This window comes from Bradyrhizobium sp. Leo170 (genome assembly GCF_004296405.1).
Taxonomy (GTDB): domain Bacteria; phylum Pseudomonadota; class Alphaproteobacteria; order Rhizobiales; family Xanthobacteraceae; genus Bradyrhizobium.
In genome coordinates, this window is the sequence record NZ_PSRR01000440.1 from 1 (window position 1) to 5964 (window position 5964).

The window sequence follows — 5964 nt, forward strand, 5'->3', positions numbered from 1 at the left end:
GTCGGATCACGATCTATCTCTTTGTTTGAGCATGATCTCCGCGCAAACGCTTTGCGTTTGTCGCGAGGGAAAACCGGTTCCACTTTTCCGGATCATGCTCCAGATTGACGCTGGCAGAAGGCTAACCCCGGACCGGGCCGGTTACAATGGATCGGCGCGCGTCAGGACGACGCCGCGGTCGGCGTTCGTGTTGTCTTGGGACGGGAGACCTTGTGCAGCGCGTGCGAGAGCTGCTCGATCGAATAGGGCTTTTGCAGGAAGTCGAACCCATAGCTGCCCCGCTGCGCCAGCACCTGGCTGTAGCCGCTGGTCAGCACGACCGGCAGGTCAGGGTAGCGGCGGCGGATTTCCTGGGCGAGCTCGACGCCGCTTATGCCGGGCATCGCGACGTCGGTGAACACCACGTCGAAGCGGGCGGCGTCGCCGGGCAGCGCGTCCAGCGCCTGCGTAGCGCTCTCGACCAGGGTTGCGGCGTAGCCGAGCTCGGCGAGCGCGTCGGCCGTAAACCTGCCGACCTCGATATTGTCCTCGACCACCAGCACCGACATGCCGCTGCCGTCGACCGGCGGCGCATCCGCGGCCGCGAATTGCAATGCCGGACCCGTGGCCGCGGCGCGGGGCAGATAGAGCGTGAAGGTAGAGCCCTTGCCGACCTCGCTGACGACGACAATCTCGCCGCCGGACTGCTTGGCGAATCCGAATACCTGCGACAGCCCGAGCCCGGTGCCCTGGCCAATCTGCTTGGTGGTGAAGAACGGCTCGAAGATGCGCCCGAGCTGATCCTGCGGAATGCCGATGCCGATGTCCCCGACCGCCACCGCGACATAGCCGTGTGGCGCCGGCGGATGGCCGTCGACAACGGGCAGTTCGGCGGCGCGACGCACCGCGATCGTCAGCCGGCCGGCGCCATTCATGGCGTCGCGCGCATTGACGGCCATGTTGATGATCGCGGTCTCGAACTGGCCGGCATCGGCGTTGATGAAGCAGGGTTCGTCCGGAAGCCTGGTAACGATCTCGATCCGCGGCCCGACCAGCGTTCCGATCATCTCGCTCAGCACCTGCACGCTCTGGCCGACGTCGAACAGCTCGGGCTTGAGCGTCTGCCGCCGCGCGAAGGCGAGCAGCTGGCCGGTCAGTTTCGAGGCCCGGTTGACCGTCTCTGAAATCGCATCGATGTAGCGCAGCCGCCGCTGCTCCGGCAGGTTCGGCCGCCGCAGCATGTCGATGGAGGCGCGGATCACGGTCAGCAGGTTGTTGAAGTCGTGCGCGACGCCGCCGGTGAGCTGGCCGAGGGCCTCGAGCCGCTGCCCATGCTTCAACGCCTCCTCGGCCTCCTGCCGTCTTTCGGCCTCCTCATGCAGGCGTCGCGTCCGCCGCAGCGCCAGAGCGAGCAGGAGGAACAACAGCGCGGTGGCCGGCACGCCAAAGATCAGGTGCTGGCCGATGGTCGCGAGCCAGCGCGCGCGGATCGCCGAGGTCTCGAGCCCCGCGCTGACATAGATCGGGTATTCGGCGAGCCGCCGATAACCGAGGCGGCGTTCGATGCCGTCGGCCGGCGATGTGACGGTGATCAAGCTGCCGTCTGGAATCGCGGCAAGCTTCTGCCCGACCGGCCCGTCAGGGTCGAGGCGGAACTCGCGGTCGGCCGTCGGATAGCCGGCCAGCATCGCGCCGTCGGTGCGGCCGAGCGCGAAGAAGCTGCCGGGTTCGCGGCCGATCCGCGCGTAGAAATTCTCGAAATACTCGGGCAGAACCGATGCCTGGATCACGCCGGCGAAGTCGCCTGCCTCGGTTGACCGCCGGCGGCTGACGCCGAAGAATGGTGCGCCCCGGTAGGGCGGCCGCGGCGTCAGCACGTCGCCGATATAGGTGCCCACGTCATCAGCGGCATGCGCCCTGAAATACGCTCGGTCCGAGAAATCGATGTCGGGCGCCGGGGCCACCAGGCTGTTGACCAGAGCGTGGCCCCTCGCGTCGAAGACCCAGGCCGATTTCACCTGGGGCAGCGATGCCGTGAGCTGCTTCAGCCGCTCGTGCAGGCTCTCTTCGCGCGAACGGATCGCGGCGTCGGGAAGGCCGCGGATGATTTCCGCGATCTCCGACAGGCTGCGGTCGATGGTCTCGAACACTTTCAGCGCGTGCTCGTGCGCGACATCGAGCGTGCGCTCGATTTCGCGGTCGGCAGCCTGGTTGATTGAATTCCAGGAGATCACCGAAGCAAAAACGAAGAGTGCCAGCGGAAGGGCCAGGGAAGCGGCCATCATCCATTGCAGCAACTTCAGCGAATGGCGTTGTGCGGTCTGCACGGGCACTCCGGTTCGGTCGCAACCTTAACGCAAAATTCGGTTGGGGCGGAAGGGGAGCGGGTGCGGCTTCCTTGCTGCCGTCGCCGGCCAGTTCCGCCCCTCGCATCACCAGCTATCGTGCATTATGGAAAGCGGCAGCGTGCTTCGGAAAGATAAGGATCAGCCGGCCGGGCACACTGGCGTGCCACGCGCCGGACCCGGGCCGAGCTAGAAATGGAGATCGTACATGGCTGAGAGCCGTCCCCCCTTTCCACCTTTCACCCATGAGACTGCCGTGCAGAAAGTGCGAGGCGCGGAAGACGGCTGGAATTCCTGTAATCCGGAAAAGGTGTCGCTTGCCTACAGCCCGGACAGCTACTGGCGAAACCGGTCGGAATTCATCAACGGTCGTGCCGAGATCGTCGCCTTTCTCACGCGGAAATGGGTGAAGGAGCTCGACTACCGCCTGATCAAGGAGCTTTGGGCGTTCACCGACAATCGGATCGCCGTACGTTTCGCCTATGAGTGGCACGACGATTCCGGAAACTGGTTTCGCTCCTACGGAAACGAGAACTGGGAGTTTGCCGCCAACGGGCTGATGCAAAAGCGGTTCGCCTGCATCAACGATCTCCCCATCAAGGAATCCGATCGCAAATACCACTGGGACCGTTCGGGACCTCGTCCCGCAGATCACCCGGGGCTTTCCGACCTCGGGCTTTGAACGTCTCTGTTCGGGGTGGCAACACACGATCCATAGCGCGCGTCGATGATCTATCGATGCGCGGGAGTGCCTATTGATTAGGCGTTGCGACAACAGATCCTTGACATCGTCGAGTTGTTCGCCCGCGGTTCACGGCTAGTTGGTCGGTTCTTACAACCGCAACTGTTCTCCCGAACGATTGAAATCACGCTGTAGCAAGCCGCGCCGATTCTGGCCGCTCCATATCGGAAGGAGGTCAGCCGATGAAACCAACGGCAATCGAAGCTTTGGAGAGCAATCATGCGTGAGATGATCGGAGCAGTGCTTCTGGCGGCGTTACTCTCTGGTCGCACGGCCACGGCCGAGACGGTGGGATTGGCGAAACCATCGCCCTCTGCCGTCTCGTCAGGCATGTCCGATGCCTCATCACGGACGCTAGGTCTGCCGTGGCCTGCGCCGGTCGGCCATCGTCAGCCCCACGCGAAGGACCTGCTGTCGCAGAATCCGAACGAGCTCGAGCGCATCAGCGAAGAGGATCGTGCTGTCGATCGCAAGCTCACGATCTGCCACGGCTGTTGAGTTTCGTGCCCCAGCGTTTGTGGTCCCGTGCGTCCTGGCCGGTGTGGACGCACGGGACAACATTTCGAATGTAACCCATCTCTGATTCGTTGAAACGATCCTGTAGCTCCGCAACGTCATTGAAGCCGGCAACCACATCAATCCTCTTCCGCCACGACGTGCTTCGTCCGTCTGCCCGCAGATCGCGGATAAATCATATGACATGCGTGATTTCGGATCGGCCGATGCGACCAGATCCGATTTTGGCGTGACAAAAGGCGCGCCGAATGGACCTCAACTCTCTCCAAACCTTTGTCGCTGTCGTGCGGGCTGGCGGATTTGCCGCGGCCGCACGTCAGACCAACACACCGCGCTCGTCCGTCAGTTTGCGCATCAGAACGTTGGAAAGAACACTCGGCGTCCGCCTCTTCAAGCGTTCGACTCGCGCTTTTTCGCTCACAACAGAAGGCGCCGAACTATACGGACGCTCTGCGGAGGCTCTGGCCTCTCTCGCCGGCGCGCTCGACGGCCTGGGCAAGGCAGGCGCCTCCTATGTCGGTGGAATCCGTCTGACGGCGCCGGCCGACTTTCCGCCCGGTATCATCGCCGCCGCCGTTTCCGAATTCCGTGAAGCGCATCCCGCCGTGCGGTTCGAGGTGCTGCTCACGAACGACGTGCTCGACCTCATCTCCGAGAACATCGATGTCGCCCTTCGCATTGGCGCTTCCAATCCGCAGGAAGCGCTCGTCAAGGGCGTTCTCGACATGGAGTTCGGCCTTTATGCCAGTGCCGAATATCTGCGCAGGAACGGCGAGCCAGCCAACATACACGCGGTGAGCACGCTGATTGGTCCCGAACGGCCCGAGCTGCGCCGCCTGCTGTCCCGCGCTCTCAAGAACGGGGTTGAGTTCCCGCAGTTTCAGCTCGCGGTGGACAGTTTCGCTTTGGTGCGTGAATTTGTCTTGCTGCATCAAGGCGTCGGGCTGCTGCCGCAATCGCTATGCCGAGCCGAGCTTGCATCGAGAGCCGTTGTGCCCGTGCTGCCGAACCTGTTCTCGGGCTCGACCCGGCTGCATCTCACCTTTCCTTCGCGCGCCGACCTCAATCCCAAGGTCAACGCGTTCGCGCAAGTCCTGGCGCGCCATCTGGAGGCTGCGTCGGCCGGACGGTGACGCGCTCGATTGGCCAGTATCCTGGCCGCTCTGTCCGGATCGGTGGGGCTACTCACGGCGCGCGCAGTCGCCACATGCGGTTTGTCAGACAGCAACCTTGCTCAGGACGCGAACATGCAAGCCGACATCACTACGGAATTCGAAACGACAGAATTCGCCGGGATCACCGCAGGGATCATCAACCCCTATCCGAGTCCCTTCACGATCCTCGACATGACGATCAAGCCCGGCGCCGGCGCACCCGCGCACATCTCCGCTACCGAAGACAAGCTCTTTATCGTGATCGCAGGCCAACTGAAGTACCTCATCGGTGACCGCACCGCCGTGGCAGGGCCGGGCGCACGGGTCCTGGTCCCGAGAGGTACGGTCCACGGCTTCACCAATGTCGGGGACGCCGACGCGCGACATATTCTGGTGTCCACGCCGCGCCGCCACGAAGAGTTTTTCCGCGACCTGCACGACATTCCAAATCCCCGGGAGGAGCATATGGATCTCTTGCCCGGCATCGCGGCACGCCACGATCAGGCGATCGTCGGACCTCTTCCTTAAGTTCTCTGCGCTCGGCCTGCGCCTGATGGCCGCAGGCGCAGGCCGGTTTTCACTATCGGTTTTCTACCGAAGTTGGAAACAGATGGGCAGCAAGATCGGCGAATTGACCGTAGCCGCCCAGCTTCGCGGCGTGGAAGCCGCGGCAAAGCCTTGACGGCCCGGCGTTCGGCGGCGGCCAGCTTCCATGGTCGTCCGTCGAATGCTTACAGCCTTTTCGGTGGCGCTAGTCTGGCTTGCCACCGCAGAGTTCTACAACTAAGCTACTAAGATACCGGGCGTCAGAACGGCGCCCCTGTATTTTACGGAGGGCTTCGCTATGGCAGGTATCTTCCGGGACGCTAATCTCCAAGAGAAAGTACTGGATTTTTCTTATCAGAACGATGCCCTCGCACAGTTGATCGTCGAGGCGTGGACCGATCCAGATTTTGAAAAGTGGTTGACGACGCGGCAGTCGGACGGCACCTCGCCAAACGCCAAAGCGTCGCTTCAGGCCCGGGGTATATTTCTGGCGAACCCCATCGTGTTCACGGAAGAAGAGTATAATAGCGGCTGTCACAACCCGGACCCTGATGGGACTGGAGTCATTTTCGTGGTGCCGGACCGATCGCGGGTCGACAAGCCTCCGCTTCACCTGTCTCTTCTCGAGACGGCCCGCTTGCTGATGGCCATTACGCCAAACGGAATCTAGTACCCACTTTTC

The 5964-nt window shown here is 62.7% G+C and carries 6 protein-coding genes; 5 read left to right on the plus strand and 1 reads right to left on the minus strand.

Translation table 11 applies throughout. The features are described 5' to 3' along the window. Window positions 1-161: 161 nt before the first annotated feature. Window positions 162-2306: a hybrid sensor histidine kinase/response regulator family protein gene (locus tag CWO89_RS39780; protein WP_130583747.1), complete on the minus strand. Its 2145-nt coding sequence runs from the start codon at window positions 2304-2306 to the stop codon at window positions 162-164. 226 nt (window positions 2307-2532) lie between these two features. On the opposite strand from CWO89_RS39780, the gene CWO89_RS39785 reads away from it, so the two are divergent. From CWO89_RS39785 to CWO89_RS39805, 5 genes are all read left to right on the plus strand, one after another. Further along, window positions 2533-3006, plus strand: a complete 474-nt coding sequence (locus CWO89_RS39785; protein WP_130583748.1) for a nuclear transport factor 2 family protein — start codon at window positions 2533-2535, stop codon at window positions 3004-3006. 279 nt (window positions 3007-3285) lie between these two features. Further along, window positions 3286-3564: a hypothetical protein gene (locus CWO89_RS39790; protein ID WP_130583749.1), complete on the plus strand. Its 279-nt coding sequence runs from the start codon at window positions 3286-3288 to the stop codon at window positions 3562-3564. A gap of 266 nt (window positions 3565-3830) precedes the next feature. Further along, entirely contained in the window at window positions 3831-4715 is an 885-nt protein-coding gene (locus tag CWO89_RS39795) for a LysR family transcriptional regulator (RefSeq protein WP_130583750.1), read from the plus strand. 114 nt (window positions 4716-4829) lie between these two features. Next, entirely contained in the window at window positions 4830-5264 is a 435-nt protein-coding gene (locus CWO89_RS39800) for a cupin domain-containing protein (protein WP_130583751.1), read from the plus strand. 316 nt (window positions 5265-5580) lie between these two features. Further along, window positions 5581-5952 carry a hypothetical protein gene (locus CWO89_RS39805; RefSeq protein WP_130583752.1) on the plus strand — a complete coding sequence of 124 codons (372 nt, stop codon included), beginning with the start codon at window positions 5581-5583 and terminating at the stop codon, window positions 5950-5952. Window positions 5953-5964: the final 12 nt, after the last annotated feature.